39 protein-coding genes and 1 tRNA gene are annotated in these 23025 nt (G+C 53.5%); 2 read left to right on the top strand and 38 right to left on the bottom strand.

The genetic code is table 11. The annotated features are described in order from the left end of the window. Positions 1 to 7 precede the first annotated feature (7 nt). The 22 genes from B4F99_RS07030 to B4F99_RS06925 all read right to left on the bottom strand — a co-directional run bounded on the left by B4F99_RS07030 (position 8) and on the right by B4F99_RS06925 (position 15683). The gene (locus tag B4F99_RS07030; protein WP_290756267.1) at positions 8 to 2014 is read right to left on the bottom strand and encodes an XkdQ/YqbQ family protein; all 2007 of its coding nucleotides are present in this window, start codon (positions 2012 to 2014) and stop codon (positions 8 to 10) included. After that, positions 2011 to 2256 (bottom strand): hypothetical protein, encoded by a 246-nt coding sequence (locus tag B4F99_RS07025; RefSeq protein ID WP_290756265.1) that lies wholly within the window; start codon positions 2254 to 2256, stop codon positions 2011 to 2013. The genes B4F99_RS07030 and B4F99_RS07025 overlap by 4 nt, the downstream gene beginning before the upstream one ends. 10 nt (positions 2257 to 2266) lie before the next feature. Beyond that, complete coding sequence (locus B4F99_RS07020; protein WP_290756263.1) at positions 2267 to 2806, bottom strand: hypothetical protein; 540 nt, start codon at positions 2804 to 2806, stop codon at positions 2267 to 2269. Then, positions 2803 to 4686, bottom strand: coding sequence for a hypothetical protein (locus B4F99_RS07015; RefSeq protein ID WP_290756261.1), 1884 nt, complete (start codon positions 4684 to 4686; stop codon positions 2803 to 2805). The genes B4F99_RS07020 and B4F99_RS07015 overlap by 4 nt, the downstream gene beginning before the upstream one ends. Further along, complete coding sequence (locus tag B4F99_RS07010; RefSeq protein WP_290756259.1) at positions 4687 to 4902, bottom strand: hypothetical protein; 216 nt, start codon at positions 4900 to 4902, stop codon at positions 4687 to 4689. It abuts the gene before it with no gap. Next, positions 4902 to 5339 carry a hypothetical protein gene (locus B4F99_RS07005; protein ID WP_290756258.1) on the bottom strand — a complete coding sequence of 146 codons (438 nt, stop codon included), beginning with the start codon at positions 5337 to 5339 and terminating at the stop codon, positions 4902 to 4904. The genes B4F99_RS07010 and B4F99_RS07005 overlap by 1 nt, the downstream gene beginning before the upstream one ends. 55 nt (positions 5340 to 5394) lie before the next feature. Then, positions 5395 to 5832 carry a phage tail tube protein gene (locus tag B4F99_RS07000; RefSeq protein ID WP_290756256.1) on the bottom strand — a complete coding sequence of 146 codons (438 nt, stop codon included), beginning with the start codon at positions 5830 to 5832 and terminating at the stop codon, positions 5395 to 5397. A 2-nt stretch (positions 5833 to 5834) separates the two neighbouring features. Then, complete coding sequence (locus tag B4F99_RS06995; RefSeq protein ID WP_290756254.1) at positions 5835 to 6965, bottom strand: phage tail sheath subtilisin-like domain-containing protein; 1131 nt, start codon at positions 6963 to 6965, stop codon at positions 5835 to 5837. Positions 6966 to 6980: 15 nt separating this feature from the next. Continuing rightward, positions 6981 to 7433, bottom strand: coding sequence for a hypothetical protein (locus B4F99_RS06990; protein WP_290756252.1), 453 nt, complete (start codon positions 7431 to 7433; stop codon positions 6981 to 6983). A 2-nt stretch (positions 7434 to 7435) separates the two neighbouring features. After that, a complete protein-coding gene (locus B4F99_RS06985; protein ID WP_290756250.1) occupies positions 7436 to 7840 on the bottom strand; it encodes an HK97 gp10 family phage protein in 405 nt (134 codons plus the stop codon). Next, complete coding sequence (locus B4F99_RS06980) at positions 7837 to 8181, bottom strand: DUF3599 family protein (RefSeq protein ID WP_290756248.1); 345 nt, start codon at positions 8179 to 8181, stop codon at positions 7837 to 7839. Before B4F99_RS06980 ends, B4F99_RS06985 begins: the two co-directional genes overlap by 4 nt. Beyond that, on the bottom strand, positions 8178 to 8564 hold the full coding sequence (locus tag B4F99_RS06975; RefSeq protein ID WP_290756246.1) for a protein YqbG: 387 nt from the start codon (positions 8562 to 8564) through the stop codon (positions 8178 to 8180). Before B4F99_RS06975 ends, B4F99_RS06980 begins: the two co-directional genes overlap by 4 nt. After that, positions 8564 to 8680, bottom strand: coding sequence for a Rho termination factor N-terminal domain-containing protein (locus B4F99_RS06970; protein WP_290756244.1), 117 nt, complete (start codon positions 8678 to 8680; stop codon positions 8564 to 8566). Before B4F99_RS06970 ends, B4F99_RS06975 begins: the two co-directional genes overlap by 1 nt. 61 nt (positions 8681 to 8741) lie before the next feature. After that, positions 8742 to 9665 (bottom strand): phage major capsid protein, encoded by a 924-nt coding sequence (locus B4F99_RS06965; protein WP_290756242.1) that lies wholly within the window; start codon positions 9663 to 9665, stop codon positions 8742 to 8744. A gap of 17 nt (positions 9666 to 9682) precedes the next feature. Next, positions 9683 to 10732, bottom strand: a complete 1050-nt coding sequence (locus B4F99_RS06960) for an XkdF-like putative serine protease domain-containing protein (RefSeq protein ID WP_290756240.1) — start codon at positions 10730 to 10732, stop codon at positions 9683 to 9685. 10 nt (positions 10733 to 10742) lie between these two features. After that, on the bottom strand, positions 10743 to 11618 hold the full coding sequence (locus B4F99_RS06955; protein ID WP_290756238.1) for a phage minor head protein: 876 nt from the start codon (positions 11616 to 11618) through the stop codon (positions 10743 to 10745). Next, positions 11611 to 13101, bottom strand: coding sequence for a phage portal protein (locus tag B4F99_RS06950; RefSeq protein WP_290756236.1), 1491 nt, complete (start codon positions 13099 to 13101; stop codon positions 11611 to 11613). Before B4F99_RS06950 ends, B4F99_RS06955 begins: the two co-directional genes overlap by 8 nt. Before the next feature lie 11 nt (positions 13102 to 13112). Continuing rightward, complete coding sequence (locus B4F99_RS06945; RefSeq protein WP_290756234.1) at positions 13113 to 14375, bottom strand: PBSX family phage terminase large subunit; 1263 nt, start codon at positions 14373 to 14375, stop codon at positions 13113 to 13115. Next, positions 14368 to 14796: a terminase small subunit gene (locus tag B4F99_RS06940; protein WP_290756232.1), complete on the bottom strand. Its 429-nt coding sequence runs from the start codon at positions 14794 to 14796 to the stop codon at positions 14368 to 14370. Before B4F99_RS06940 ends, B4F99_RS06945 begins: the two co-directional genes overlap by 8 nt. A 78-nt stretch (positions 14797 to 14874) precedes the next feature. Continuing rightward, the gene (locus B4F99_RS06935) at positions 14875 to 15063 is read right to left on the bottom strand and encodes a hypothetical protein (protein WP_058713203.1); all 189 of its coding nucleotides are present in this window, start codon (positions 15061 to 15063) and stop codon (positions 14875 to 14877) included. Positions 15064 to 15359: 296 nt separating this feature from the next. Further along, entirely contained in the window at positions 15360 to 15569 is a 210-nt protein-coding gene (locus tag B4F99_RS06930) for a hypothetical protein (RefSeq protein ID WP_290756229.1), read from the bottom strand. Positions 15570 to 15609: 40 nt separating this feature from the next. Next, positions 15610 to 15683 (bottom strand) — tRNA-Pro (locus B4F99_RS06925). Positions 15684 to 15913: 230 nt separating this feature from the next. Here B4F99_RS06925 and B4F99_RS06920 point away from each other — a divergent pair. After that, entirely contained in the window at positions 15914 to 16036 is a 123-nt protein-coding gene (locus B4F99_RS06920) for a hypothetical protein (protein WP_290756227.1), read from the top strand. Between the two features lie 58 nt (positions 16037 to 16094). Here the strand turns inward: B4F99_RS06920 and B4F99_RS06915 are convergent, their stop codons facing one another. The 8 genes from B4F99_RS06915 to B4F99_RS06880 form a co-directional block, all read right to left on the bottom strand. Beyond that, complete coding sequence (locus tag B4F99_RS06915) at positions 16095 to 16367, bottom strand: hypothetical protein (RefSeq protein WP_290756225.1); 273 nt, start codon at positions 16365 to 16367, stop codon at positions 16095 to 16097. Beyond that, entirely contained in the window at positions 16364 to 16561 is a 198-nt protein-coding gene (locus B4F99_RS06910; protein WP_290756223.1) for a hypothetical protein, read from the bottom strand. The genes B4F99_RS06915 and B4F99_RS06910 overlap by 4 nt, the downstream gene beginning before the upstream one ends. After that, entirely contained in the window at positions 16558 to 16920 is a 363-nt protein-coding gene (locus B4F99_RS06905) for a hypothetical protein (RefSeq protein ID WP_290756221.1), read from the bottom strand. Before B4F99_RS06905 ends, B4F99_RS06910 begins: the two co-directional genes overlap by 4 nt. Continuing rightward, on the bottom strand, positions 16917 to 17927 hold the full coding sequence (locus B4F99_RS06900; RefSeq protein WP_290756219.1) for a hypothetical protein: 1011 nt from the start codon (positions 17925 to 17927) through the stop codon (positions 16917 to 16919). Before B4F99_RS06900 ends, B4F99_RS06905 begins: the two co-directional genes overlap by 4 nt. 12 nt (positions 17928 to 17939) lie before the next feature. Continuing rightward, positions 17940 to 18230 carry a hypothetical protein gene (locus tag B4F99_RS06895; protein ID WP_290756217.1) on the bottom strand — a complete coding sequence of 97 codons (291 nt, stop codon included), beginning with the start codon at positions 18228 to 18230 and terminating at the stop codon, positions 17940 to 17942. Then, a complete protein-coding gene (locus B4F99_RS06890) occupies positions 18230 to 18466 on the bottom strand; it encodes a hypothetical protein (protein ID WP_290756215.1) in 237 nt (78 codons plus the stop codon). The genes B4F99_RS06895 and B4F99_RS06890 overlap by 1 nt, the downstream gene beginning before the upstream one ends. Positions 18467 to 18554: 88 nt before the next feature. After that, positions 18555 to 18998 carry a hypothetical protein gene (locus B4F99_RS06885; protein ID WP_290756213.1) on the bottom strand — a complete coding sequence of 148 codons (444 nt, stop codon included), beginning with the start codon at positions 18996 to 18998 and terminating at the stop codon, positions 18555 to 18557. Then, positions 18998 to 19534 (bottom strand): dUTP diphosphatase, encoded by a 537-nt coding sequence (locus B4F99_RS06880; protein WP_290756211.1) that lies wholly within the window; start codon positions 19532 to 19534, stop codon positions 18998 to 19000. Before B4F99_RS06880 ends, B4F99_RS06885 begins: the two co-directional genes overlap by 1 nt. 21 nt (positions 19535 to 19555) lie before the next feature. On the opposite strand from B4F99_RS06880, the gene B4F99_RS06875 reads away from it, so the two are divergent. Beyond that, positions 19556 to 19846, top strand: a complete 291-nt coding sequence (locus B4F99_RS06875) for a hypothetical protein (RefSeq protein WP_290756209.1) — start codon at positions 19556 to 19558, stop codon at positions 19844 to 19846. A gap of 119 nt (positions 19847 to 19965) precedes the next feature. On the opposite strand, the gene B4F99_RS06870 is transcribed toward B4F99_RS06875, so the two are convergent. The 8 genes from B4F99_RS06870 to B4F99_RS06835 all read right to left on the bottom strand — a co-directional run bounded on the left by B4F99_RS06870 (position 19966) and on the right by B4F99_RS06835 (position 22988). Continuing rightward, entirely contained in the window at positions 19966 to 20193 is a 228-nt protein-coding gene (locus B4F99_RS06870) for a hypothetical protein (protein WP_290756207.1), read from the bottom strand. A 1-nt stretch (position 20194) separates the two neighbouring features. Continuing rightward, positions 20195 to 20410 (bottom strand): hypothetical protein, encoded by a 216-nt coding sequence (locus B4F99_RS06865; protein WP_290756205.1) that lies wholly within the window; start codon positions 20408 to 20410, stop codon positions 20195 to 20197. Between the two features lie 19 nt (positions 20411 to 20429). Continuing rightward, complete coding sequence (locus tag B4F99_RS06860; RefSeq protein WP_290756203.1) at positions 20430 to 20942, bottom strand: Holliday junction resolvase RecU; 513 nt, start codon at positions 20940 to 20942, stop codon at positions 20430 to 20432. Continuing rightward, complete coding sequence (locus B4F99_RS06855) at positions 20897 to 21103, bottom strand: hypothetical protein (RefSeq protein WP_290756201.1); 207 nt, start codon at positions 21101 to 21103, stop codon at positions 20897 to 20899. The genes B4F99_RS06860 and B4F99_RS06855 overlap by 46 nt, the downstream gene beginning before the upstream one ends. Next, positions 21079 to 21375, bottom strand: a complete 297-nt coding sequence (locus B4F99_RS06850; RefSeq protein WP_290756198.1) for a hypothetical protein — start codon at positions 21373 to 21375, stop codon at positions 21079 to 21081. Before B4F99_RS06850 ends, B4F99_RS06855 begins: the two co-directional genes overlap by 25 nt. 172 nt (positions 21376 to 21547) lie before the next feature. Continuing rightward, the gene (locus tag B4F99_RS06845; protein WP_290756197.1) at positions 21548 to 21871 is read right to left on the bottom strand and encodes a hypothetical protein; all 324 of its coding nucleotides are present in this window, start codon (positions 21869 to 21871) and stop codon (positions 21548 to 21550) included. Next, positions 21868 to 22548, bottom strand: coding sequence for a hypothetical protein (locus tag B4F99_RS06840; protein WP_290756195.1), 681 nt, complete (start codon positions 22546 to 22548; stop codon positions 21868 to 21870). The genes B4F99_RS06845 and B4F99_RS06840 overlap by 4 nt, the downstream gene beginning before the upstream one ends. Next, the gene (locus B4F99_RS06835) at positions 22545 to 22988 is read right to left on the bottom strand and encodes a YopX family protein (RefSeq protein ID WP_290756193.1); all 444 of its coding nucleotides are present in this window, start codon (positions 22986 to 22988) and stop codon (positions 22545 to 22547) included. Before B4F99_RS06835 ends, B4F99_RS06840 begins: the two co-directional genes overlap by 4 nt. Positions 22989 to 23025 lie beyond the last annotated feature (37 nt).

The raw sequence follows: 23025 nt of genomic DNA, 5'->3' as shown, positions 1-23025 counted from the left end.
CACCTCCTTAGAAATCAAAGAATTTTTCAGGGTCTAGCTTGTTCGTCAAGCCTTGTACCCAGACGGGGTCGCACACTTCGAAATGCAAGTGCGGAGCCGTCGACCATCCGGTCGTACCAACAACGCCGATTTGCTCCCCGACCTTCACATATGACCCTGCTTTATGCGGGGACATCGTATTCATGTGCGCATAGACGAACTGCTTTTCGCCTCCTGCTAAGTTGCCTTGTGCAATGACACACCAGCCGTAACTATCGGAATAGTAATTCCGCATGACGAGTAGGTTCGTTACCGCTTTGAGTGGCGTTCCGATCGGCGCAAGTAAATCGATTCCAGAGTGCGTTGATTTCCCTCCGGAGTACCACGTGACCGACTTGAATCGATAAGCACCCACCGTATACTTACCTTTATCGATTGGGAGGACAGCTCCTTTGACCCCGACCGGTTTCTCATCCCCGAATTCGCTATTCGCAGGTGGTGCGTATTCCGGTTCCGGAGTCTCGTCGTATTTCGACAGGGTCAGAGTCATCTTGTGTCCGTACTGGTCGAGCGTATGGCGGTGGTCCTTGACGTACCAAGCGCCTTTTGCTGTCGCAATCGTCGTATCGAAATCAACCTTGCGGCCAGCAATTCCAGCGACATGCCCCATCATCGAGACAGTGACGCTTCGTTCTTCTCGCAACAGTGTTTTTTGGATTTTATCAATCTCGGCATTCATTTCTTCTTTAGACGCAAACTTTCCGGACAATTCTTTGACGATGACACCGATCTTAGATCCGAGTCGGATGTTGTCGACACTCGGGAACATCGTCTTGCTTTCGCTTTTCTTTGCTTTGCCACCAGACGGAATCTTGTCTGGATCCGTGATAAGGGAATCAGGATCGCCGCCGAATCCTGCATACAGTGTTTCCGCAAGCTTCTTATACGCGAGTGCTTCTGCCGTCTGAAGGTAGCCGAACCAAAAGTGCGCCATCTCTCCGACACTCATCTTGACGCCTCTGTTTTTGGCAGCATTACCTTTTTCATTCAAAAAGATGTCCGCCGCCTTTTTCGTGTTGTATTCTGCTGTACGAAGCCGGTTCGCATCGACAGGCGTGTCGACCGCTCCTGGAATGATTTGAAACAATCCGATGGCTTGCCCGTAACGGGTAGGTGGACCGATTGCCAGTTCATTTCCGCCAGACTCGATCGTCATGATGACTTTTAGAAATAACGGATCGATGCCTTTTTCTTTTCCGACTTTCACCATCAAGTCGTTCCATTTATCCGTTCCGGCGATGGAACTACCTAAACCTTCTCGACTTCCGACCGTATCTGGTCCTTTGTAATCCGCAACCGTTCGCATCGTACTGGACGTGTCTGACGTACCTGTCGCTTTTGCGCCCGATTCAATCTCTGCCGTGTAGTTGATGGCTGTATAGGCATTCTGTGCATCCGTTGTCGTACGCACCTCACTCGCTGTCTCACGGGTGATGACGACGCCTTGTGCCGCACCTCGTTCCCGCAGTTCGAGCTTGCCGGCGTTCGAACGGATATAGTACCGCTTTTTCGTCGCCGCCCGTTCCATGCCCATGACCGTCTGAAGGATGCTCTGACGCGTCTCTCCGACGAACTCCAGACCAAAGTACACTTTCTTCGTTTTCGCGACGTAGCCGACCTTCTGCCCGAGTTCCTCGACCATCCGTTTGAACAGCTTCTCAAGCGTGATTTCTTGCGAGACGACGGTCGCTTCACTCCGGTAGAGGTAGTAGGCGTTATCATGACACGTCAGGGAGACGCTACTGTCGCCGTTGCGTTCGCACTTGAAGACGCGTCCCTCGAACAACAACTTGCTCGAATCGGTATAGACGCGGATCCGTTCGCCTGTGTCGTACGGGACGCCTGCTGAAGCGCTGATGACGAGCGTCGCTGTCTGGTAGAACTTATCGACGCCACCCGCGATATCGCACGAGACGACGTACGGGGTGATCGTGTAGCGTTTCTTGTTCTTGCGATGATAGTAATAGACGCTCATGACAGCCGCACCACCACGTAATAGCGGTTGAGCGTGCGGTCATGCTGCATCAGTACCCGTTCGCCTTCCTTGACCTTCTTGACGATGTCCGCGTTCCAGCGGGCACCCTTGATGCTTTCACTCGAACCGTCCGGCTTCACCTGAAGCGGACTAAGCCCCGTCACCGTGCCTTCGAGCAACCGCACGGGCGGTTTCGGCATCCGCTGTATCAACTGTTCTATGATATCCTCGACCCAACCCATTCGATCCCTCCTACTTCACTGTTTTCGTCTTGACCTTCGGCTTGCGTTCCTGATGAATCTGCATCGTGTAGACGATGTCGTGCGTCCCTGCCTCGTAGCCCCACTCGAAGTTCCGGATGTTGCCCCAGATGGCGCGTTTCATCGCCGGAATCTTGACGAGCAGGCGGCTTTCGTTCTCCTGCCGGTCCTCGAACCATTTCGCGAGTGTGACCGGGTTCTCGTACCCTGTCTGCGAGAACTCGTACTTGTGCCCTGGGAAGAACGACTGGATGGGGAACGAGATTGAGCTGAGTGCGCCTGTACGGGTATGCGTCCGGCGGTCGATCGTGCCGATGTCCTCATAGTTACGGGAACGCGAAAACGGCAACGACTCGGGAAGAATGGGAATCTTCTTCGTCATCACCTTGTTGACTTTGACCTTCTTGTTTTTGTAGACATAGACGGTGACGTACTTGCCGTTTACCTTCTTCTTCTCCGCGACCTTGACACGTTTCGTCTGCGTACCGGTATAGTGGAACTCGAAATAGATATCAATCGTACTTTTACTCATTGTTTCGCCCCCATCAAGACAAATTCGCGCGCGATCTGTTGCCCGATCTTGTTGATGTCCGCTTCTTCGCGGATCGTGACGCCACCATTCAAATTGACTGTGAGCGATGGCTGGCTGTTCGTGACGTTCTGGACGTTAGAAGCGGGCGCGGTCGGTGCCGGAGGAAGGTACGGGTCACGACTCGCTTGGACAACCGGGATATTCGGTGTCATGAGTCCTGTCGCGTACTGAACATCCTCTTGCTTTGCTAGGACACGTTCTCCGCTTGACAGCATCTTCGAATAATCGCGGCTTTCCGTACGCGTCAGGACGCGTTCGCCTTCATGGAGGTTCGCACGATAATTATCATGTGGGACATACGAGAGACCAAGGGCGTGTGAACCCTCGAACCAGTGCTTGTCACCCTTCTTCATGCGTTCTGACGGCATACCTTCTATCAGGTAACCTAACAGACCTCGTCCACCTTTTGCGCCTTCAGGAAGCCACCAGGCACCATCATCAATTTGCTTCTGCATGCCGCCTTTTTGACCGATGCCGGTCGCCTTTCCGAACTTATCACCGAGCTTATCGATTTGTTCCATGCCTTCGCGGATCGAATCGATTTTCTTCGCGATACCGGACAGCGTCTTGCCAAATGCATCGAATGCATCACCTGGCTTCTTGAGGTCGGTTCCCGTCAGAATCTCAACGAAGGATTTAAAGGTCTTCCCGCTGGATTTCAAGACATCTTTAAGACCATCGAACGTCTCAGTCGACCACTCCGTGATATCTTTCCACGTGATTTCGACCCCGTCCCCGAGACCAAAGACATCTTGAAGTGCCCCACGGAATTTACCGCTCATCGCACTCGTGAACTTGTTCAGCCCCTTCTCGTCCTCGAACAAAGTATTGACCTTCTGGAATGCTGGCTTGAGTTCCTTCACCATGCCATTCCCCATCGAAGCGAACGACGTTCTGACATTCTTTTCGAGTCGAGCGAGTTGTGCGGGTGCTGACTTCCGGATTTTCTCGACGAACTTGTCATCGATGCCGATCCCGTCCAATGTCTTGTTGACCGCTTGGAGATTCGTCTGCCAGTCCGCATTCGCATCGAAGCCGTTCTCCCGAAGTGCCTTCTTCCCGACATTGAATCGTTCCGCAATCGACGTGATGTCACCGGACATCGCTTCCTTCAGCGAGAAGGACGCCCCACGGAAGCCTTCTTCCGTATTCAAGGCAGCAAGTCGTTCTGTAATACCAAGCATTTCTTTCAATTGCCCAGTGTCCTTCGTGTTCTGCATGAAGGCGAACGTTCCGCCCATGATGTCCTCATTCGAGTAGGTCGATGCCATCCCGAACTTCCGTGACATCTTATAGATCTCGCTCCCTTTCTCTGGAGAGCCAGACAACGCATCGATTTGCAATTTTGTCGATTCGACGTCCATCGCAGGTTTGATGATGTTGTCCCAGACGCCTTTCGCACCCATCGCAAGGAGTGCCGTTGTCGCGATGCCTGCCGCTGCCGTGATGCTACCGAGCGTACCGACGATGCCGCCTAATCCTTCCGAGAGACGCCCGACCATACCGCGCCCTTCCGCGCCCATGCGGTTGAATCCAGCACCCATACGAGATAGAAAACTACCCGAACGATTTATCTCATTGTTCGTGTCCCGAATCGTCTCTTTCGTCTTGAGGAACCGCCCGTTGGCATCACGCAATCGTCCGTTCGCATCACGGTAAGCACCTTCTAATCGCTTGGCTTCTTTGACAGCTTCATCCGTCTCCTTCGTTAGCTCGCTCAAACTACGGGAGGTGCCGCGCGCATTTCGTTCTATCTCACTCAGACGCGCAGACGCCATGTCCTTTGCGTCGAAGACGACGGTATATCGTTTTTCTGCCATTTACATCACCCTCCCGATTCCATGTTTGAGTCGTTCATGTTCTTCCTGTAGCTGGAGTTCGACGGAGTTGTAGGCGTAACGCTTCTGCCCGTCCGTCCAGTTGTAGACTTCATGCGGAGGGATGCCGTGCAGTCGGAAGATGTGGTGGACGAAGAAGTCTTCCGTGACCGCTTCGCCCCCCCTTCGTGTCATTCCGTCCGGACGCAACCCTCGCATTAGTTTTTTAGTTCATCGTCTTCCTTCTTGACTTTCTCTTTCGGGATGAACCCGAGACACTCCATCACAGCCTCTTGGATTGCCTGTTCTTCTGCGAACGTGATGACCTGCTTCACGGCTGTAATCGCATCGAACGTCGTTTCGAGCCCGAGCGCTTCGTATAAATCCCCGTTGAAGACAATTTCTTCGTTGTGGTCATGTAGACTACGCGCGACGACGAGGGCATCGAGTCGTTCACTGAAGACTTTATCCGATACTTTCACTTCTTCACCTTTGCGCATGATCGGACGGGCTGCTTCTTCACGAATGTCTTTGTATTGCTCTTTCGAGAGCTTGACGTAGAACGGCGTATCCGCGAGACCTTTCAATTCGACCTCAATCTTCGTCTCTTCCTCTGAGCGTTTCAGTAGCTTTGCGATCAATGCTTGGTTTGCCATATGTGTTGCCTCCTCTGAGTTTTGGGTTAAGTAAAAAAAGAGGGGTTGCCCCCTCTTACTTCCGGTTATCGCCGTTCTTGATCTTCGCGGCAGTCGCAACGAACGTGTATTCCTTCTTGACCGTCTCGCCGACTTGCCAGTTCGCCAAGTCTCCGGACTGGAGCTTGATGTTCTGGATGCTGTACGAGAAACGTTCGCCCGATTCCCCGTCTTGGAGTTCTGCGAGGATATCGAGACGGTTTTGACCACGATAGTTCGATCCGCTTAGAAGCGTCTTTTGCAGGTATTGCGTATATTCGAAGGCACTGATCGTACCTGTGATTTTCGTGCCTTTGTGCTTGTACTGGACGACCTTCTTGCGCGGCAAGCGGATCTCGTCGTATTCGTGCTCGATCTTGACGTTCAAGCGTTCGATGTACGTGACGGCTGTCCCGCCGCCCCAGTAGACCATCATGCCTGTGCCGGACATCGTTTTATCGCCGGTTAGTGCCATGCTCACGCACCTCCTGTAGCTGCTGTATTGGTGTTATCTACGACCGGGACGTTCCCGACTTGGAAGTCGATGTAGAACCTTTCCGCTGCGTCGATGAAGTAGCCTTGAATCAATAAGAAGATTTGATCGCCGACCGACGGATAGTCCGGGTGGACCGTGACCGCTGTGCCTGGTGAGAGGACGCCCTCGTCTGCGAGTGTGTCGATGAACGTATCGAGTGCTGCCGTCAAGACTTCCTGACCCGGTAGGTCGTTGTTGATCTTGCCGATGAACTCGCTCTCGATCGCTTCGTTGATCGATGTCTGCAAGACCGCCGCGTTGTAGGCGATCCGGAGCTTGCCGTTCGCGTGGTGCGGTTTGCTTGGGTTCGTGCCTTCGACGACCTTGCTCGACGTGATGGCCGCTTCGAGGACGACTTCCTGTCCGTTGTGGATCGGCACCGCGATGCCCGCTTGATACAAGTCTTCACGATCTGCTTTCTTCAAGCGACGCTCGACGTCCGCGAGGAAGCCGATGATCTTGCGTGTAAGGGAGCCTTGCGCCATCCCTTTCGCCCCTTGCGCCCCAGCGAGCCATGTTGCGAGTTCGCCTGGTGAGACGCTGTTGCCTTCGAAGTCGACGCCGCCCATGCCGACATACATGATGTCGCCGTGTTTGCCGGTCGCGTATGCGCCTTTGATCGCTGTGTTGTCAGCGAGACCAAGTGGACCGCCGAGGACTGCGACGAAGTTCTTGCCGTCGAGTTCGTTGCGGATGCGCCACGACTTGATGTCTTCCGCGTCTCCTGCTGCTAAATCACGACCGAGCGTGAAGACGTCGAAGTAGTATGGATCGAGTTGTGCGAGTCCACTTTCGAGGGCTTCCGCATCGTCTAAGACGTAGGCGACGACTTGACGTGCCCCACCTTCGAAGCACCGCTTCGCAAACTTGTAGTTCGAAACACCGAGGGCGACAAGCGCTTCTCCGACGTTGTTGAGCGTGACGACTTTGCCCTTGCTCGCTGACAAGCCATTCGTGACCATGCCGATGACGCCGCGCTGTCCAGGACGGATGGCGGCTTCCTGCATCTTCTCGATGACCATGTACAGACCCGGTAAGACTTGATCCGGACCGTTTTTGTCCCAATATGCCATGTACGTGCTCCTTTCCTATTCCAAAAAAGTAGCGATCCGATTGACCACCGGACCGCGTGAAATGATATGTTCGGTTTCTTCCTGCCACGACACCGTCAAGGTGACCGCCCCTACCGCATCGACCGGGTTCTCGATCGCGCGGATGTTCGCGTCCTGTAGCTCGAACTTGCCGATGATGGCGTTGTTCGCAGCATACAACGGGATGTGGTTCCGTCGTTGCTCTAAGGCGAGCAGGACCTTCTCGGCGTCTGCGAGTGCCGTCGTCCGCTTCGGGGCGAAGAACGTCACTGTTGCCATAACGAGGCGTCGTGAGATGCCTGTCGCATGCGGGAGAGCGCGCGAGATGGGTGGAGACAAGAACAGGCAACGCTCGGTGAACGTCGCCGGGACTTGGTCCGTATAGAATTTCGTGATGCCCGATTCCGCGCGGCAGAAGGCGAGGAACGAGCTTTGTTTTTGAATCGCCATGCTCAGCCTCCTAACCGACGCTTGACGAGCGCGTCAATCTTCTTTTGAATCCCGACGGACATGTATTGTTCGGAAATCGCAACCGCCATGTCGAAGAAGTGCGTCGGCTCGACGAACGACTTGCGTCCGACCGTCCAGTGTCCCTCATTGACGTAAATCGCATACGGATTTCCGGTTCCGGCTTCCACCTCATAGCCACCCTTGCGCTTCTCGAAGATGTTGAAGCTATTACCCAGCGAAAAGCTATTCAACATGTCGCGGGTGTCGACGAGTTGTTGCCGGACGATTTCCTTTCGGGTCTCCGCTAAGAGTTCCGCCCCGACCGCTTCCATGATGAGCGGGATTTCTTTGTCGAAGTCACCGCGAATCCGGTCCATATCCCGTGCGAAGTCGTCAAAGCCATTCATAGCGGCGCCTCCCGTTTGAGCGGACACTCGATATGGTGTTGCTTGACCTTGTACGGCTTCCCAGCGATGTAGACCGACCCATCGATCACGACCTTGTCCCCTTCCAGGAGGTCAGCCGTAATCTTGAAATGCGCGAGGTCGTCCGAAGACGAGACCCGCATGCTGTCGGTCTGAATGAGCGTCCCGCGTCCTCTGACGAGGTAACAGGGCACGTTCACGCTGTCCGGTGTGCTCGGATACGAAAAAGCGTCCTCTGACGGGAGACCGTAGCCCCCGCCGGAAGACGTCTTGTCGAGATGATAGATGTTGGCGCGGTCGGAGAGTAACTTGTCGTAACTCATAGAATCCGCATCCGCACTTTCGGTGTTTCGGTGACGACTACTTTGACGAACGGGTCGAGCAAGGACGTGATCTCCGGTTTCCCGCGCAGTCCGGCATCGTCCGCCATCTGGTAGCTGTAGTCGCCGATCTTCTCGCTCTTGTACCCCTTGACCGCACTCTCGTCCAGTGCAGACAGGGCGTAGTACTCGGCGAGTTTCTTTGCTGCTAACTTGACGCGCATCGGGACCGTCGGATATTGCGACGGTGGGAACTCATGCCCGACGTAAGAGAAGATATCCGCCTCGGCTTGGATGATGTCATCCTGTAGCTGGGCGTCACTTCGTGCCTTGACCGCATCGAAGCTGGTATAACTCTTCAGTTCTTGGACGGTGATGACGGGCATCAGACCCCTCCTTCCTGCGTCGCGAGGATGGCGTCGACGAGTTGCGCCTTCGTCATGCTCGAACGTCCGGAGATGTTCATGTCGGTTGCAATCGCATAGACCTCATCCCGTGTCATTGCCTCTAGCTGTTCACGACTGTAAACAGGCTCCTCACTCATGAGAGCGAAAGGAGCCGGGTCAGGGTGTGACGTCAGCGTCGATGTAAACGAGCGCTTTCGGTGTGCGGATAACGAAGTCAACGCTCGAGAGGACGAAGTGGTACGTTGCTTGCTTCGCCATCGCTTCAGGACCTTCGCCAGTACGTGAGTACTGTACGTCGAAACCAGTGACGACCGTCAAGTTTTCGAGTGGCGTGAAGAGAACTGTATCTTCGACAATGTGGTCCACGACTTCGATATCGTAACCGTGGATCTTCGCAAGACGTCCTTCGACGAGGACGACGTCAGCAAGTGCTGTTTCGCGTGCGATGACTTCCGCTTGGAGTGCAGCGTGTGTCAGACGACCCATGATCCAGACGAAACGACCAGCACGAAGTTGTTCCGCTGCGACTTTCGTCGGTACTGCTTGGAGGTCCGCGAGTTTGACCGCTCCTGTGACGTCGTGTTTGATCGTGTCTGCATTCGTACGAGCGAGCTTGAGGAATCCGTCATCTAACTTGATGAAAGCGTCTGTCGAAGACTTGTCACCGTTGAATGCGAGGTCTTGTAGGTCTGCACCGAACTGTTGTTGGATCATCGAAGCGATGATGTCCTCAACGTTCTGACCACGTGAGCGTGCTGTGTAGTAGACGTTGTCGTTCTCGAACCACGCGTCTGTGTAGACAGGAACGAGCGAGAACGGTACTGAACGTTCTTCTGCGTGATCCGTGCCGTCTGGTGTCGTAAGGATGCCTTTATGCTCTTTCAAGCGGCGTTTCTTGACGCCAAGCATCTCGATCGCACCGTTTGCCGATTTAGCAGCGTAGTAGTTCAATTTTTTCAACGTATCGCCTGAAGCGACGACGTCTTGCATGAACGCACGTCCGTCATCCGCTGGGAGTGTGACGTTGTTCGACTTTTTGATATTGTCCATCTGTTTTTGGAGCATTTCAGTAGTGTTCAATGGGTTCATCCTCTCTCTTATCCAAAGTGACTTGCGTATGAAGCTTTATCTGGTACTTCTGCCTTCTCGACGGCTTCGTGTGAAGCTGGGAGCGGTCGGACAGATAGCTGTTTTTTCAACTCTTCGATTTCAGCAGCTTGTGCTTTTTCAAGCTCTGTCTGCTCGACTTCTCCACCTTGCTCTTCACCCTTATCCTCAGCGCCTGATCCGTCTCCTTGTTTCTGAGACTCACCTTCGCCTTTGAGTAGGGCTTCAACCGATTTGAGAAGGTTCGCGTTGTTCTCCGCGAGTAACTTTTCGATTTGTTCCTGTGTCATGTCTGTCACCTCCTCTCCCTGTGATTTCGTAACGCCATCCCCCAGTGCATTGACGTACTCACCGAGGTCGTCGTACGCGGCTTTGATGCGGCTGATATCCGGTTTCCACGACCATCGTTCGCTGTCCACGACATCACTGAATCGCCAAGCTGCGGTATTCACGTCATTGAGCGGTCGTGCGCCTTCAATGTCGTCCTTGATCTCGCCCTTCGAGACACGACGAATGAGGGACTTCATCAGATGCAGGAGTCCCTTCTCGCTGTCTTCCGTTGGTGCCGAGCGTTCGATGAGTTCCGCCATCCCCGCGAGTGAGAAGCCGGTGAACTCACCCTTCTGGATGCTGGTCCACATCTCGTCCTCGACCTTGACCGCCATGACCCACGATCCTTTGGTCACGTGCTGTCCGCCGATCTCGAAGTCAGCGGGTGCGATATACGATTCAATGACCTTGCCAACCTCTGACGTGAAGTCATGCTGTTTGTCGATTTGCTGATACTCTTTCATGAAGATATGTGCCGCTTTCTCGATTTCAGCGGCTGTCATGAAGTCACCGTGTGCATCCTCGACGTCCGGCTCATACACGATGCCGTAGACGATTTGCTGTGCCTCGTCTTCCTTGACGATGTACTCGACTTGCTTCGAGACATTAGGTGCCGCCTCACTCTTGGTCAACAAAAAAGACCGCTTGTTAGCAGCCTTGTCGACGATGGAGACGTGAGATGGAATCAGGTTTGTAATTTCACGTGGCATAGGAGCCCTCCTATTCAAATTGTGCGATGACACCCTGACGGATCGCGTTCTTCTCTTCAGCCGATAAGCCGAGGATGTTCGGATCTACGACGGGCGTCGTCGTGCAGTGACAGTTGATGCGTTGTTTCGCGGATAGGGACGTGTCGCGTGGATAGCGTGCCAGCTCCCCCTCGACGTCGAAGAAGTCGTTGAGCCCCTTCTGCGTGCCGCTCAGTGCGACATGCGACGGACGGGGCTTGTTCTTGCGCCCTCCGCTGTGTAACCACTCGACGCCTGTGACAGCCGGTGATTGCCGATACGCTTCATCATCCCCGACACTGGCAGCCGTGAGGGTTTCCGTGATGGCAACCCGTCTGGCTCGTGCCCGGTCGAAGTCCGGTTCATCCTTGAGCGCTTGAATGACGTCATGGACGCTTCCGCGTTGCTCTAGGGTGCTGGCGATGACTTGCGTCACCTTGTTCGCCGTGTTCTGGTCGAGCACACGCCCTAGCTCGTCGCTGTAGGCTTGCATGAAGCGGATGCGGCTCGGACTCATCGCTTGGAAGACGACGTCCTTATCGATGCGTGCCATCGTCGTAGCGGCGATGTGAGACGCGACCTCTTGCAGGTGCGGCATCAAGGCGAGCGAGACAGCAGGTGCCATCGTCGTGCTCGCTAGAACGCCCGGCAGTCCCATGCTGAACGCGAACCCCATCGTCTGACCGACTTCCTCGTAGAAGAGGTTGATAGCGGTGATGTAATCCTTCCGATGCTCCCGCAGGAGCTTCGCCAAGACCGCTTCGAGTCCATTGATCCGTTCAATCAGGTATTCGACCTCCGGGAAGTCCTTCAACAGACCGCGCAGTTCATCGTCGTCCGCCTTCGTGATGAAGGAGATGTCACACATCGCCCTCACCCTTCCAACTGCCCATGACGTCGCGGACGTCGTCTAACGCCTCTGTGACGTCTTTGAGCACGTTCTTGATGACGCCGCCCTCTGCCTTGGCTAAGGCTTCTCCCGTCGCTTGTGCGAGCTCCTGTGTAGGAGAGGCGACACTGTCGCCCGAAGGGAGGTCGTACTTCTCGTCTTTCAGCGGTTCAAGTTCCTTGCCGAGCAATGGACCGATGACCGCCCGCTTCTCGTTGACAGAAAGCGATGCCCCTGCCTTGTCGAGTGTTGAGATGATCAATGCGCCATCCGTGAGCTCTGGTGCCCCGAGTGCGACCTTGACATGCTTGAAGCCGTAGGATGGGAGCAATAAGCGGTTGAACAGCATCTCGATTTCGACGCGTTCCGGTTGGAAGACCTGTTCCTCTGCGATTCGGCGTGCTTCTTCGACCGTGGCGCGGTTGTAGTCGCTTGATAAGCCGACGTAGACCGGAGGCAAGCGGAAGACGGACAACAGCTTGTCCCGTGCCTTGTCGTCGTACTCGAGGAACAAGGCGTCCTTCTGGAGCATGTCGGTCATCGATTTGAGTTCGACCTTCGGTGCTTGCTTGCTTTCACCCGTCGGATCGTCGTCGATTCCATCCAGTTCAATGACGAGAATCTTGTGCTGGGCGTTCTCGTTGCCGACATCATTCGCATATTGGCTTAATTGCTGTTCACTCGCCTCTGATAGTTGACCGTTCGAGACGATGACTGCCGCAGGGAGATGACGCCCTTGCGTGAAGTAGCGGTAATTAAGCTCCTCTGCCTTGCGCGCCCCTGCGAGAGAGGGAACATGCCCAATCCAGCGCGGTACACCGTAATCCGCGTCTCCGAGCTTCCAGTGCACGATCTCCGTTGCCGTTCCCGGCTGTCCTTCGGGTAAGTAGTCACCCGTCAGGCGGTCCATCGGTCGCGGATCGTTGAATTGCTTGAAGAATTGCTTCTGACCACGTCGGAACCGTCGGAATGCGCGTTGTGCGGTCTTCTTGACGCCCATGCGTTCAATCGTCACCTCGACGGGAGCACCTGGCTTGCTGACTTCCATGTCATCCGGATTGACGCGGACCAGTTCGATGACTTCGCCCTTGTTGTCCCGTAACACTTCGATGAACGCCTCTCCGATGGTCTCGCGATCGTTGACGAGCTGCTTGAAGATCTTCGTCAGCGGTTCATCGAACCCCATCCAGTCAAGCGTCTCCTGCAGCCTGTTCCATTCCGCTTCCTTCGCGGTATCGTTCGACGTTTCTTCGACGTATTCAGGCAAGAAGCCGTACCCGGCGATGTTGTGGGCGTAGGCATCAATCGCTTGCCGCAAAATGGTCGATTGTTCCACCATCAAGCGGAGCGACTTCCGGTCATACGGTGCGCTCACCCATACCCCGTTCTCTGGCTCCGTGAGGAGTGACTTGACGACGGGTAAGGTCACGCTATCCGCGCTCTTGATCAAATGTGCTTTCATCTATCCACCTCCTAGAAACTCAATTTTCTTCCCTCACGCCGCTTCTTCGGCTTGACGTGGAGATACTCGACGGCATACCGCAGGGCATCCATCAAGTGGTTGTAATCGTCAATCGGCTTGTTGATGGACTCGCCACTCAAGCGGTCCTTGTCCCAGACATAGTTGTTGATTTCGATGATGAAGTTCGTACAGCGTGGATGAATGATGATTTCGTACTCCTGCAAGCGGGTGATCCCGTGCATGACGCTATCCTTGCCCTTGCGTGCCCCTGTGACGCGGGTGATGCCCGAGCGACGTAATTCCTCAATCGTTTTCGGCTCCGCGCTGTCTGCGACGATATGGCGTTTGTGGACCTGCTTGTACTTGAGCATCGAGGCAATCTCGCTGTTGAGCATGCCCGTCTGGTAGTGCTCGTCACAGACGTATAGCTTCTTGTTCTCCTCATCCACCTGGATGTCGATGAACGCGGTCGGATCGGTCGCAAACCCGAAGTCGAGTCCAACATAGTTCGGCAGGTCATCCCGTCGGTTGAATTCCTCGACGCGGAATCGTTCGAATACCAGTCCGTCCGCAATCCCCCACTCCCCGTCGCAAACAATCTTCGCCCGGCGTGGGTTCGTGTGGTACAAATCCTCGTACCGCGCTCTATCCACTTCATCAAGCCATTCATTGACGCGGAACGTCGTCGTCGTGCTGAACGTGTTGCTTCGTCGTGTCGCTTCATCGAAGAACACCTTCTTGAGCCAGTGCCGCTCACTCCACGGGTTGAACGTGATCGTGACCTGTTTGAAGAAGTCGTCCGACTCATGGCTCCCCCGAATCGATTCGACGACCGTCGAGAACTTGTGCTCCGTCTCGATCTCGAACGCTTCCTCGAACCATGCCCAACAGAGCATGCCGTGTTCGACGGTGATCGATGTGATCTTGAGCGGGTCGTCCAGTCCGCGGAACAGAATCTTTTGCCCCGTCGGCTTGTACGTCAGTTCCGGCAGGGACTCGTTCGTCTTCCACAGGTGTTTGACACCTAGCCGCGCGATCGCCCATTTCAAGTCGGTATACGTCGATTGCTTGAGCGTGTTCGAGAAGCGGCGCACGACGAGTAGGTTCGCCCACGGGTGCTTCATGATCCGTTCGACGAAGTTGATGGCAGCGGTCTTCGATTTCTTCGACCCCCGTGATCCTTTGACGACGCGGTAGAACGATTTATCATGCCAGAAGCGGTTGTACCCGCCTCCGATTAAGTCTTTGATGCTGACGACTGGACCCTCAATCATCCTCGGGCACATCCTCGACGAACGTCGGTGTCTTGACCTCTAGCTCCGTGACGTCCGTGAACAAGCGGTATCGTTTCCCGAGCAGTTCAGCGGCTTTCGTCCGTTCCGATACCGTCGGCGTCTCTTTCGACACAATCTGGAAGCCTTGACCCTGCCCGACGAGGACGGTGCCCTTCTCTTCACCGCGCAGGACGCCCGTGAGGTACTCTAGGACTTCGTCTTGCGAGGCGATGAGGGCGGTGGTCTTACTTTCCATCCGTTTGTCTATATAGGAGCGAATTTTAGGTTTTTGTAGGTTCTCTGCTCCAATTGCTCCCGCTGCGTTCTCGCTGTATCCGGCTCTTATTGCCGCTTGTGTCGCGTTCAAATCAATCAAATACTCATCACAAAACAATTGTTGCTTTGGTGTTAGCCTCTCCACTTCCTCACCCCCTCTCTCTTATGCTCTGCATCCAACCGACGGCATCCGCTCGATGCAAGGCACAAAAAAAGACGCCGGTTAGGGCGCCTCATGTTCTCCTGCTAATCCTAGTTTCGTTAAGTATGCGGTCATCGCTTCGTCTACCGCTTTCACCTTCTCAACGTCTAAATCTGTGCAGTAAGCGATATAGTCGAACATCTCTTCCTCGTTCACGATCGGCATGCCATTTGGTGCGTAATCCACTTTGAATGTAAATCGTTCTGCCATCTTCGTTCCTCCTTGTATTTACCTCACTCCGGGCGGTTCGCCCCTGTCTAACGTCAACCGGTACAACATGTGACTCTCGTTCTTCGTACGCCCATCGCAATCCTCAATGCAGATAATCGCTGTCTCGCTGAACAGCGTCTTGATCACACCACTACGGTTCGGCAAGGATTTATACGTCGTCTTCACGCGGTCATGCAGTTTCAGTTTCGACAAGTGCCTTCTCTCCCTTCGTGTACTCCAAGCAACGGGCGGTACCCACTGGTTGCAGGACACGAAAAAAGCACCCCGAAGGATGCTTACGATTGTTCTTCTGCTTCATCTAACGCAATCATATGCTCTGATAAGTCCTTAGCAGTCATAAAGACTTCATCTGCTGGATCTAGTATTTCGATGACGTATCCATATTCGTAATCTACGGTGACGACAGCAAAGTCTAGCGCCGCTTCCCTCGTGTCAAACTTCCGTTCCATTCTTTCATAGTAACGAGAATACTTCACGGTCCACATGTTATTCCCTCCCTCGTGTCTGACGTTCTCGATTATTCGATCTCCCCTGTAGGATTTGAACCTACGACCTCTTGGTCCCAAACCAAGCGCTCTACCAAGCTGAGCTAAAGGGAGGTAATAAAACCGCCTGAAACCGCAACAGACGGTTTCTATTTCCCTTACGCTAGGAAAGGTTGCTCGGACAAACTCACGCAATCCATATAACTGCGCCAACAGTACTACTACATACATTGCTCTGGCTTATCCTGCAAACAACGCACGACCACTCCGCCCTAATACGACGACTCGGAAGTCTTTGCTATGTGTGTGGCTGCGTCATGCGCTGTTCGCAAGGGATAAACGTCGTGTCACGCAAGGAGTGGATGATCCGTCGCTTATCCGTTGGTGTGACGTCCTACATGAAAGGATGGACATGTAAACTATCACAGTACAAGCATATCGCAGAAAACGGCGCCATTACTCTCTAAATCCTTCATTTTTCCTTCACCTAAAAAGACGCCCCGAAGGACGCCAGTTGTCGTTGTATTAGAATTTATCTACACTTGTAAAATGTTTCTCAAACTCCTCGGCACTTATTGTATGTTCCTCTTTCGTTAAAACGACTTGAAACTTCAATTCAGCCTGGTCTCGTCTAATTGCTGTAATACAAACGGCATTGTATTTCTGGAAATCCTTAAATTCACCTGTCATTTGATACACTGAACCGATTTTAATAGCCATATTTCCCTCCATGATTTTTTGCTCTTTTCGTACAGGTGACTGTACCTCCCGCACTCTCCAACCATTTTTATATATCATTCCGCTTCCTCCTTCCAATCCGTCTCCAACATCCAGTAAGACAAAAACGAGACTGTTTCATCGATTTCGGTATATTCCATCACAATACCGTGGTCACTAGCCTTTAATTTATAGACTTCATCCCAGCGACCAACTCCATAAAACACTTTGTCGCGATCCTTATAAATCTCTTCAATGGCTTCTGTGTATCTCATTCCGCTTCCTCCATCCCTAAGAACCCGTGTCGTTTCATGGCATTTTGCACCTTGCGTATCGAGCACCCGAAGTCTTTCGCGATCCGTTCGTACGTCCATCCCCAGTTGTAGCGAAGGTGATAGAGATAGAAGAATGGAATCTCATCCCGGTTCCCTGTGTTCGGTTTACTAGAAGTCCCGCTGATTGCTTCCCGCCATGCCTGGTATAGCCCGTGGTGCTTCATGTAACGGACGATCGTCGCTTTCCCGACGTGCAGGGTCTGCGCGATTTGCTCGACGTGTACGCCCTTCCGACGCATCTGGATCGCTTCCGTGCATTCGGCATGAGTCAAGGTCATGCTGCGCTTCCGTGTACTCATTCGTTCCATTCCCCGAAATCAACCGAGCATCCGCATCCCCCGATGTCGAATAGGTCAATCTGTGTGTCCTCGGACTCGACGTCGCTATTCAACTGGCGCAAGGGATAGGGTTTGCTGTCGCCATCAGCAGTCTTCTTCATGAATGAATAGGTTGTGAACGCCGGATGTTCCGACATCGTCGAATCGATGGAAGCTGCTGGTGGGATATACATCTTCGGTTTATCGGCTCGTCCGTAGAAATAATCCCGATACGCGTCATCGATTTCATCGTACCGATACTGACGCTCTTCCTCGTCGATCTCACCGGCTGGAATCTTCTTGATGAAGCGGTAGGCGTCGACACAGACTTTCAAATGATGTTCTTGTTCCATCAGCTTCTTGAACTCGTCCGGCATCTTCTCTTTTAGGTTGCGGTGATGCCCCTGTCCTGCCTTCACACAGCGTCCGTTGCAGTTGTTATGGGTAAACCCTAGGTCATACAAGACCGGCTGGCGCAGGTCGTATTTCTTGAGCGTCGCCGCATTGTCGATTAGCTCATCGATCATCGGGAAGACGACCTCGAACGGTTGCCAGTTCTTCTTGATGGGTCCTGCTCGGTGTTCCTCATCCCATCCGATACCGAAATACAGCGTCGCGTCGGTCACGAAATCTTCTTGCTTGAGGTATTCACGGTTGCGCCACTTCACGATCGGCGGCTCGATGCCTTTCTTCAAGAAATCACGTGATACTTTCATCTTCAGGAGCTTCGAACAGTCTCCGATGCGGCTGTTGTAGACGAGCTTCTTCTCGAACATCAGCTCGATCGGGTTGAGTCCGTTCGCATGTGTCAACATCGGCAGTTGCATTCGGTCGGCTGCCTGATAGATGAAGCGGTATAGGTCGTCGTTCTCCCACATCGTGTCCGTGAAGTAGAGCAAGATGTTGTCGTCCGGGTAGTTCGTCTTCACCCAGTCAGCGACGGAGAAGGAAGACTTCCCGCCACTGAAGAAGATGATATGGTTTTTCATCGGTCTTCCCTCCTAAAATAACTTCTCCTGGTAATCCCCTTGCGCGATCTCCCGTTCGAGGTTGCGCTTGATTGCCGCGAAACGTGCCTCCTGTGCCTCGTCCCACTTGCCGTGTACCTCGACATCTCCTGGCACCACCCAGACGCGTGAGTGGCTGATGACGCGCCCTCGTTGCGGGTATTCGCTGTGCTTGTAGTGCTTGACCCACGACGTGAAGTGAAGCGCCTCCCCCGCGACGTCGAGCTGTCCGAAATGCCGTCCCTGATCGTTCGTATAGGTCGCGGCGTAGATCCCGTCCTGCATCATTGGTTGTCCCAATTGTCGATTTCAACTGCGAATCCTCGTTCTTGAAGAATTTGCGTTGTTCCTTCGTGACAAGAACCGTAAAAAGAATGAGTTGAGAGATAGAGACGATCTTCTGCATCTGTTTTGCTTTTCACCCAACCACACCCCATATCCAAGTCAATCTTTAGATAGTGAGTGTCTGACTTGCACTGGTCGAGTTCTTCCCATGATTTAATCAATGTTCTATTGTTCATCTCGTCATCTCCCTTTTGCTACCGACATTGATGTCGGCACCTGATTAAATTTACTTTTTATCCAAAACCACCGAGAGGCGCATGCCCCTCAGTAGCCGTCCCCGAAATGGTCGTGCACGATCCCGAGGAGCTTGTGCTTGATGCCGTAGTACGTGTTCGTGCTGTAGATTTGCATCATCGACATGACCAGCTCGTCCTTGCGGTAGTACCGCGGGTCGTACAGCAGTTCCCACAGCTCGCGTTGCTGGTCGTCGATCAGCGTGTCGTGGATGCGGCTCAGGATGACGTAGCGTTGCTCAAGCAGGCTCACCTCGTCCATCGCCAGCGTATAGCGCTCGACCTTGCTGCTCGGTGCCTGGTGCGTCTGGACCTCGCTCGGGTTGTACCCCGGCGTCAACTTCGTCGCGGACATCTCTGCCATCGCCCGCTTGCTCTCGATGCGGCTCGGGAGCGTGAAGTATTCCTTCAGATACTTGGCGGCGACCTTCCGCTGTGCCTTCGTCAGGCGTGTCTCGAACAGGCGCTCCTGCATCAGTATCCCTCCGCGATTCGAACGTAATTCGTCGAATTTTTCTGCTCGTACATGTTCAGGATGTCCTCTTCCGTGTAGCCGAGTTGCTCAAGGATCAGTGACCACGCGGCGAGCATCTTCGACGTGTCGCTTGCCTGCAAGAGGTTGATGTAGAGGTAATCAAACGTCTCGTTCTGCATCTCGAACGTCTGGCGGTCGAACTGGGCGCGGTCGTACTCGATGGCACGGTGCGACTTCTTCGGGTAATCCGTCATCAGGAGCGAGCAGTAGAAGTGCAACCAATCGACTGCCTCCTCGAGCGTCTTCGTCGGATCCATGCGTTTGTTGCTCCAGTATTTGAACGTCTTCGTCTCATTGATCATCTCGCCGGCTTCGACGAGCAGTGCGACGTAACGCTTGCTGTGCAGGTCGTGGGCGAACTCGTCTGCCGTGATGCCGCGTGACGCGCAGATGCTCTCATCGAGCGTGACTTGTTTCTGGCAGATCGCTTCGAGTGTGTCAAGCGAGAGGATGAGTGGGCGTGGTTCGTGTGTCATATGTGGTAGCTCCTTCTATGTGTGGGATATGTGTTGCTTGAAGCGGATCGTCTCGACCCGTTTGAACCAATCGCTCACCGTATGCTCGCTGACGCCCCATTCCTGGGCGAGGCGTCGTTTGCGTTGCATGCGGTCGCGTCTGTCCGGCTCGCTGTTGAACCGGTCGTAGAGGGCTTCCAGTTCCTCGTCAGAGGGGCGGAGTTTCCACCGCCCGTAATGCACAATCTCGAAGAAATGGACCCACGTGTCGATCGTCGTCTTGGTGACGCCGTAATGAGCGGCGAGTTCCTTGCGTGTCAAGCCGACGTCTAGCATCAGGTGTCGAAATTCTTGTTCCGTTGGGCGTCGTGACGGGCTAGGCATTGCCTTCTCCTTTCTAGTCGTCTAGTTAAGTGACGGGGCGATGGGATATTAGATCGCTCTATTATTGTTCAGTAATTTTCGTCAATCATCGTTTTAACTACATCCATTTGTTGATGTGAAATAAGAGTCTGCCGTTGACCATAATCTAAGTTGTGCCAAGCAGTATGAATTTCACCACTGGAATGATTGAAAGAAACCATGATGTTATCCAATTCTTCATTGTTAGCCATTTCAAGTAACTCGTGCAGAAGATTATGGACAGTATCCGCTTTACCGAGTTGTACAACTTTCGCCACTTTAATCACGCTCCCACATGAAGGGATGTTCGTCGATACACTGAATCGTATCGATTTCTTGACCGCCAAATCCAAGCTTACATACGTCGTCACTCGCATCATCTTCCGATTCTGCTAAGACGCCACGTATTATATGCTCCGTTGCATCCATGAAGATGATGTGGAAATCATAGTAATTCAGGTCTCTTTCGTCGTATTCAAATTCCTTATTCTCCATCGTTCTCACCCCTTAAAGTTTATTGTTGTATCGCGTCCAGCCAATCCACCGCGCATCCGTTCGTCGCCGCGATCTCCGTCCCATATGCCTCGAACGTCGCGAGCGGAATCGATGCCCGGTTGCTGTATTTCGTCCAACCGTCCCACGCTTCGATGAGAGGCTTCGGAGGCAGGAGGTACATCTTCCCCGTCTTGCTGAATCGGACGAGCAGGAAGGCTAACGTATCGAGCTTCTCGTAGGCTCGGAACAGTTCGACTTGGTTCGGCTTGATTTGTTTGAGCGGGAAGCTGACTTCTGCCGTCTGCTTGGCTTCGAAGAATACCCCGCGCCCGCCTTTGAGTGATCCGAAGTAATCTAATCCGTTCGATTTCGCGTAGACCGACTTGTTGAATCCGCTTTTCTTGTTGCCGAACGTCTTGACCGTTGGCTCTGCCTTCATGATCATCGCCTTGTCTTGCAAGAAATAGACTTGATTCGCCTGCTCGATCATCGTTTCGAATTGCTTACCTGCTTGCTGTGCGGTTTTCCCCATTCTGTCCAGCCTGCCTTTCGTAATGCGTCGTATTCGTGTGCGTAGAAGTTGCCATATTGCCACGCGCGTTCCGTGCACCCATCCCCGTGTTTCTCGAGCTTATACAGCGTCACGCCTCGTAAGAGATGCGTCCGCTTCACACCCGGTGCAGTCCGCGCCATCCGCGTACCTCCTGCTCCTCCCCGGCGTAGCGTCGTGTCTGCGTCTCCCTTGCCTCGAGCGTCGTCGCGAACGGCGTCCAGCCCGTCATGCGATAGTAGTTGAGCGCGTCGCGGTAGCTGAGTTCCCGGTGCGTGCCCTTATTGATGTTGTAGACGTCGTACTTGCCGCTGAGCGACAGTTGCAGGTCGCCCCGGATGAGCACGATCCGCCCATCGTATTTGTACAGATAATCCGTCAACTGCTTGAACTGCTTGATTTTCGTCATCTTCATCTATGTCAGCCCCCTGTGTATTCGAATATGAGCGAGTAAAGCGTCGTCTTTGGCAATTCCTGATCATATATCGCGATGAGTTTCCAGCCGCGTCCAGTGAAGTCCTTGAGGATGGCGTCGCGTCGGGTTTCGCCTGTCGCCCGTCGGAAAGTCCGTTCCCCGATCGGCGGCGTCAGCTTGGAGCTAGGTTTCGGTTTGCGACGCATTCGAGGCGAAGATGTAGCCGCTTGTTCTCGCTTTGCAGCCGCTTGTTCTCGACGAGCAGTTCCTCGTACGTCATCAACTTTTTTGGCATCGTCGGTGCCTCCAGGAGCGGGTCCTTGATGCCGATGCCCTCAATCTGGATCTCGACGACGCCCTCTTGTTCGAGCAAACCGTACACTTCCGAGACGGTCATGCCGAGCGCCTTGCTGATATAGGAGAGCGACCGACCATCCGTATAGAGCGTGAGGGCGGTGCGTCGTCTGCGTTTGATCTCGCGAGCGTCCGGGTTCATAGCGTCTGCACCCGTGTGAACGTCACCTTCTCGACCTTCACCAGTTGTCCGTTGCGATCCTCGACGTCGAGCGTGCTCGTGATGACCGCGTTCTGCATCTGACTCGCGATGAAGTGGATCCATTTCGCGTTCTCCTTGCGCTGGGCTTCTTCGAGCAACTCCCATGTACTGACGCCTTCCGTCGTCTCGACCGGCGTTGGTACGGATTCCTGCGCGTCCTTCTTCACTTCTGCGATGGCTTCTGTCATTTCTGGTTCCTCCTTGACGAGTGCTGCGATAGTATAGTTCGATTCGAATCCGTCGGCTTCCGTGGTGACGGCGACTTCTTGTTTGGCTAGATCCACTTCGCTTACTTCGATCGGATTCCCATTAGCGTCGATCAGCTTCAAACGAATCAAACGGTTCTTGATACCTGAGTACGATGTATTTGCCTTCGACTTGATTTGTCCGATCGTTAAACCTTCCTTGAACCATGCGACAACCTCTTCATCTGGTACACTTGGTTGCCGTCCTTTACGTCGCGACGTGCCCTTCTGCGGTTTCGTGCGATCAGTCGGCTGGACACCACCGGAGGAAATGACTTCCTCCACGTGTGCCAACGATAAATTGTCGAGTGTCGCGATCTGTTCAGCGGTCATGCCGCGTTCGTAGCGTTTGAGGATCAGCTCGCGTGTCATGAGCGCACCTCCAGTAGTTCAGGGTTCTCGTAGATGTTGCCGATGACTTTGATTCCATCAAACATTCGTAATGAAGCAGTAACCATGTAATCAGGAACAATTCTTTTTCCTAATTCATTTGCATCCCATTCAGAAATTGCATCTGCATAGAAGCCGTAGCAAGGTGACGGTGCGTATTCAAAACCACTTCCGTCTTGCTCATACTCACCGAACTTCACAACTGCTGTGAAAACATAACGATTCCATCGCAACTCAACAACATCGCTTTCGTATACGGCTTTTCCGTCTTTATCTTCGCACCCTGCATATTGCATCCAACGCCCTTCGTGATTACTTTCAAAATAGTGATTCACGAGCACTTGTCCTTCGCCATCAGCCCATATACCAGGCGAATAATCCATGTCTCCCAAATACCATTTGCGGAAGTTAATCGCTCGCACCTTCTCTCCTCCTTAAAAGTTCAGTTGTGACAGTCGG

Source organism: Exiguobacterium sp. UBA3491 (genome assembly GCF_002377745.1).
In the GTDB taxonomy this organism is placed as follows: domain Bacteria; phylum Bacillota; class Bacilli; order Exiguobacteriales; family Exiguobacteriaceae; genus Exiguobacterium_A.
This window is presented reverse-complemented; position numbering and strand designations above follow the sequence as displayed.

Bases quoted from the DNA above. Each gene is read 5' to 3' on its own strand.
- B4F99_RS06860 (WP_290756203.1), bottom strand. From the start codon at position 20,942: ATGGGGAAAACCGCACAGCAAGCAGGTAAGCAATTCGAAACGATGATC.
- B4F99_RS06990 (WP_290756252.1), bottom strand. From the start codon at position 7,433: ATGGCGATTCAAAAACAAAGCTCGTTCCTCGCCTTCTGCCGCGCGGAA.
- B4F99_RS06975 (WP_290756246.1), bottom strand. From the start codon at position 8,564: ATGCCCGTCATCACCGTCCAAGAACTGAAGAGTTATACCAGCTTCGAT.
- B4F99_RS06905 (WP_290756221.1), bottom strand. From the start codon at position 16,920: ATGAGTACACGGAAGCGCAGCATGACCTTGACTCATGCCGAATGCACG.
- B4F99_RS07030 (WP_290756267.1), bottom strand. From the start codon at position 2,014: ATGAGCGTCTATTACTATCATCGCAAGAACAAGAAACGCTACACGATC.
- B4F99_RS06960 (WP_290756240.1), bottom strand. From the start codon at position 10,732: ATGCCACGTGAAATTACAAACCTGATTCCATCTCACGTCTCCATCGTC.
- B4F99_RS07000 (WP_290756256.1), bottom strand. From the start codon at position 5,832: ATGGCACTAACCGGCGATAAAACGATGTCCGGCACAGGCATGATGGTC.
- B4F99_RS07005 (WP_290756258.1), bottom strand. From the start codon at position 5,339: ATGGCAAACCAAGCATTGATCGCAAAGCTACTGAAACGCTCAGAGGAA.
- B4F99_RS07025 (WP_290756265.1), bottom strand. From the start codon at position 2,256: ATGGGTTGGGTCGAGGATATCATAGAACAGTTGATACAGCGGATGCCG.
- B4F99_RS06880 (WP_290756211.1), bottom strand. From the start codon at position 19,534: ATGACACACGAACCACGCCCACTCATCCTCTCGCTTGACACACTCGAA.
- B4F99_RS06935 (WP_058713203.1), bottom strand. From the start codon at position 15,063: ATGGCAGAACGATTTACATTCAAAGTGGATTACGCACCAAATGGCATG.
- B4F99_RS06865 (WP_290756205.1), bottom strand. From the start codon at position 20,410: ATGGAGAATAAGGAATTTGAATACGACGAAAGAGACCTGAATTACTAT.
- B4F99_RS06895 (WP_290756217.1), bottom strand. From the start codon at position 18,230: ATGCAGGACGGGATCTACGCCGCGACCTATACGAACGATCAGGGACGG.
- B4F99_RS06915 (WP_290756225.1), bottom strand. From the start codon at position 16,367: ATGATATATAAAAATGGTTGGAGAGTGCGGGAGGTACAGTCACCTGTA.
- B4F99_RS06985 (WP_290756250.1), bottom strand. From the start codon at position 7,840: ATGAATGGCTTTGACGACTTCGCACGGGATATGGACCGGATTCGCGGT.
- B4F99_RS06890 (WP_290756215.1), bottom strand. From the start codon at position 18,466: ATGAACAATAGAACATTGATTAAATCATGGGAAGAACTCGACCAGTGC.
- B4F99_RS06850 (WP_290756198.1), bottom strand. From the start codon at position 21,375: ATGAAGATGACGAAAATCAAGCAGTTCAAGCAGTTGACGGATTATCTG.
- B4F99_RS06930 (WP_290756229.1), bottom strand. From the start codon at position 15,569: ATGTGGACCGTGAAGTATTCTCGTTACTATGAAAGAATGGAACGGAAG.
- B4F99_RS06955 (WP_290756238.1), bottom strand. From the start codon at position 11,618: ATGTGTGACATCTCCTTCATCACGAAGGCGGACGACGATGAACTGCGC.
- B4F99_RS07015 (WP_290756261.1), bottom strand. From the start codon at position 4,686: ATGGCAGAAAAACGATATACCGTCGTCTTCGACGCAAAGGACATGGCG.
- B4F99_RS06995 (WP_290756254.1), bottom strand. From the start codon at position 6,965: ATGGCATATTGGGACAAAAACGGTCCGGATCAAGTCTTACCGGGTCTG.
- B4F99_RS06885 (WP_290756213.1), bottom strand. From the start codon at position 18,998: ATGCAGGAGCGCCTGTTCGAGACACGCCTGACGAAGGCACAGCGGAAG.
- B4F99_RS06910 (WP_290756223.1), bottom strand. From the start codon at position 16,561: ATGAGATACACAGAAGCCATTGAAGAGATTTATAAGGATCGCGACAAA.
- B4F99_RS06855 (WP_290756201.1), bottom strand. From the start codon at position 21,103: ATGGCGCGGACTGCACCGGGTGTGAAGCGGACGCATCTCTTACGAGGC.
- B4F99_RS07020 (WP_290756263.1), bottom strand. From the start codon at position 2,806: ATGAGTAAAAGTACGATTGATATCTATTTCGAGTTCCACTATACCGGT.
- B4F99_RS06945 (WP_290756234.1), bottom strand. From the start codon at position 14,375: ATGATTGAGGGTCCAGTCGTCAGCATCAAAGACTTAATCGGAGGCGGG.
- B4F99_RS06980 (WP_290756248.1), bottom strand. From the start codon at position 8,181: ATGAGTTACGACAAGTTACTCTCCGACCGCGCCAACATCTATCATCTC.
- B4F99_RS06970 (WP_290756244.1), bottom strand. From the start codon at position 8,680: ATGACACGGGATGAGGTCTATGCGATTGCAACCGACATGAACATCTCC.
- B4F99_RS06900 (WP_290756219.1), bottom strand. From the start codon at position 17,927: ATGAAAAACCATATCATCTTCTTCAGTGGCGGGAAGTCTTCCTTCTCC.
- B4F99_RS07010 (WP_290756259.1), bottom strand. From the start codon at position 4,902: ATGCGAGGGTTGCGTCCGGACGGAATGACACGAAGGGGGGGCGAAGCG.
- B4F99_RS06950 (WP_290756236.1), bottom strand. From the start codon at position 13,101: ATGAAAGCACATTTGATCAAGAGCGCGGATAGCGTGACCTTACCCGTC.
- B4F99_RS06840 (WP_290756195.1), bottom strand. From the start codon at position 22,548: ATGACACGCGAGCTGATCCTCAAACGCTACGAACGCGGCATGACCGCT.
- B4F99_RS06845 (WP_290756197.1), bottom strand. From the start codon at position 21,871: ATGAACCCGGACGCTCGCGAGATCAAACGCAGACGACGCACCGCCCTC.